The sequence below is a fragment of the Herbaspirillum sp. B65 genome (genome assembly GCF_000333555.1).
In the GTDB taxonomy this organism is placed as follows: domain Bacteria; phylum Pseudomonadota; class Gammaproteobacteria; order Burkholderiales; family Burkholderiaceae_D; genus Herbaspirillum; species Herbaspirillum rubrisubalbicans.
Window position 1 is genome coordinate 1 of the sequence record NZ_BADI01000731.1, and the last position, 2,357, is coordinate 2,357.

Consider the following 2,357-nt stretch of genomic DNA (forward strand, 5'->3'; position numbering starts at 1 on the left):
AAGCTGAAACAGAATCCGCCGCTGGGCCAGGTGCTGGCTGCCGGCCTGCGCAACGTGGATGCGCCGCGCGAGGTGATGAAGGAAGCCATCGAGGAAGCCGGCCAGGGCGCCGCGCACCGCCTGGAGCGCTTCCTGACCACGCTGGGCACGATTGCCTCGCTGGCGCCGCTGATGGGCCTGTTCGGGACGGTGGTGGGCATGATCGAGATCTTCGCCTCGCAAAATGCGGCCGGCACCAATCCGGCGCAACTGGCGCATGGCATCTCCATTGCGCTCTACAACACCGGTTTCGGGCTGGCCATTGCCATGCCGGCGCTGGTGTTCTATCGCCACTTCCGGGCGCTGGTCGATGGCTTCGTGGTGGACATGGAGCAGCAGGCCGTCAAGTTCGTGGACATCGTCCACGACGTGCGTCGCTGATGCGCGCCCATCGCCGGAGACAATCATGAACTTCCGCAAGGGCCGCCCCCGCGAAGACCTGGAAATCAACCTGATTCCCTTCATCGATGTGCTGCTGGTGATCGTGATCTTCCTGATGGTGACCACCACCTACAGCAAGTTCACGGCGCTGCAGATCACGCTGCCCACGGCCGATGCGCAAAAGGCGCTGGAGCAGCCGTTCGAGATCAATATCGCAGTCGATGCCAACGGTCGCTACGCCATCAACAACAAGCGTATCGCCGCGCGCGATGCCCAGGGCTTGTCCGATGAGATGCAGGCGGCCGTCAAGGGCAGCGGCAGCAAGCTCGACCCGGTGGTCATCATCAATGCCGATGCCCTGGCCACGCACCAGACCGTCATCAATGTGCTGGAAGCGGCGCGCCTGGCCGGCTATCCCAAGGTGACTTTTGCCGCGCAGTCCAGCAGCAAGTAGCAAGATTGAAGAAATCTTCATATCGTCAATGTTTCAATGGCGGCACGACCAGGCTGGGGCTGGGCGTGTTGCTTTTTCATTCACTGGATCAAGATCATGGCCCAATCCAGGCCCTCCGCCGAAGCCATCTGAGCCGCGCCTGGCAAGGTCGTGGTCCGCTGGCCTGCCTGCTGTGGCCGCTATCGCTGCTCTTTGGCGCCCTGGCGGCCTTGCGCCGCGCGCTCTTTGCACTGGGCATCAAGCGTGCCCAACGGCTGCCGGTGCCAGTGATCGTGGTGGGCAATGTGTTCGTGGGCGGGACCGGCAAGACCCCCTTTGCGATCTGGTTGATTGAAGCGCTGCGCGCGGCCGGTTTTCATCCGGGCGTGATTTCCCGGGGCTATGGCGGCGGTGTGGAACAGACCCTGGCGGTCCATGCCGGCTCGGCGGCGGCGCAGGTGGGCGACGAACCCTTGCTGATCGTCCAGCGCACCGGCGTGCCGCTGGTGGTAGGGCGGCGCCGGGTGCAGGCTGGGCGCGCGCTGCTGGCGGCGCATCCCGAGGTGGACGTGATCATTTCCGACGATGGCTTGCAGCACTATGCGCTGGCGCGCGACATCGAGATCGTGCTGTCGGACGCGCGCGGCGTGGGCAATGGCTGGCTGCTGCCGGCCGGCCCCTTGCGCGAACCGGCTTGGCGCCGGCGCGATTTCTCGGTGCTCAACGTCGGCGTCGGCCAGCAGGGGGCGGCCCCGGCCGGCGTGTATGCCATGCAATTGCAGGCCGACTACGCGCTGCAACTAGCCCCGCCAGCCGCGCGCAAGCCGCTGGCGCAGATGGGAGAGGGCGGATTGCGGCTGGCGGCGGTGGCCGGCATCGGTAACCCCGGGCGTTTTTTCGCGACCCTGGAGGGGGCCGGATTGCAGGTTAGCCACCACCCCTTGCCCGACCATTACGACTTCGCCATCGATCCCTTTGCCGGTCTGGCCGCCGATGTCATCCTGATCACGGAAAAGGATGCAGTAAAATGCAGGGCTATCGAGGCCATCCGAAACGACCCGCGCATCTGGGTCGTGCCTGTCACGGCGCGCATCGACAGCGCGCTGGCTCAACACATAGTGGAGAAACTCCGTGAACGCCCGACTGCTTGATATCCTCGTTTGCCCCATCTGCAAGGGTCCGCTGGACTATGACAAGAAAGCCCAGGAACTGATCTGCAAGGCAGACAAGCTGGCCTATCCGATCCGCGATGGCATCCCCATCATGTGGGCCGATGAAGCGCGCGAACTGACCGCGGCCCCGGCCGCGCCAGCCGCCTGAGACCGGCTGCAGTTCCTTGATTCCCGATTTCTGCCTTCCTGCTGCGGTTGATACCATGACCTTTACCGTCATCATCCCGGCGCGCCTGGCTTCCACGCGCCTGCCCAACAAGCCCTTGGCCGACCTCGGCGGCAAGCCCATGATCGTGCGCGTGGCCGAGCGCGCAGCGCTCTCGGGCGCGCGC

The 2,357-nt window shown here is 65.0% G+C and carries 4 protein-coding genes and 1 pseudogene; all 5 read left to right on the forward strand.

The features are described 5' to 3' along the window. The coding region (locus tag I5W_RS17230; RefSeq protein ID WP_044530139.1) for a MotA/TolQ/ExbB proton channel family protein at positions 1-420 on the forward strand (420 nt) is incomplete at its 5' end. Between the two features lie 25 nt (positions 421-445). Continuing rightward, positions 446-874 (forward strand): ExbD/TolR family protein, encoded by a 429-nt coding sequence (locus I5W_RS17235; RefSeq protein ID WP_017454358.1) that lies wholly within the window; start codon positions 446-448, stop codon positions 872-874. Between the two features lie 96 nt (positions 875-970). Then, positions 971-2,004 (forward strand): annotated as a pseudogene (gene lpxK / locus I5W_RS17240) (tetraacyldisaccharide 4'-kinase). Then, a complete protein-coding gene (locus I5W_RS17245) occupies positions 1,985-2,173 on the forward strand; it encodes a Trm112 family protein (protein ID WP_017454360.1) in 189 nt (62 codons plus the stop codon). Before lpxK ends, I5W_RS17245 begins: the two are co-directional and overlap by 20 nt. A gap of 55 nt (positions 2,174-2,228) precedes the next feature. Continuing rightward, on the forward strand, positions 2,229-2,357 hold a 129-nt coding region (locus tag I5W_RS30085), incomplete at its 3' end, for a cytidylyltransferase domain-containing protein (protein WP_374702143.1).

Coding starts and splice junctions, on each gene's coding strand:
- I5W_RS17235 (WP_017454358.1), top strand. CDS start 446: ATGAACTTCCGCAAGGGCCGCCCCCGCGAAGACCTGGAAATCAACCTG.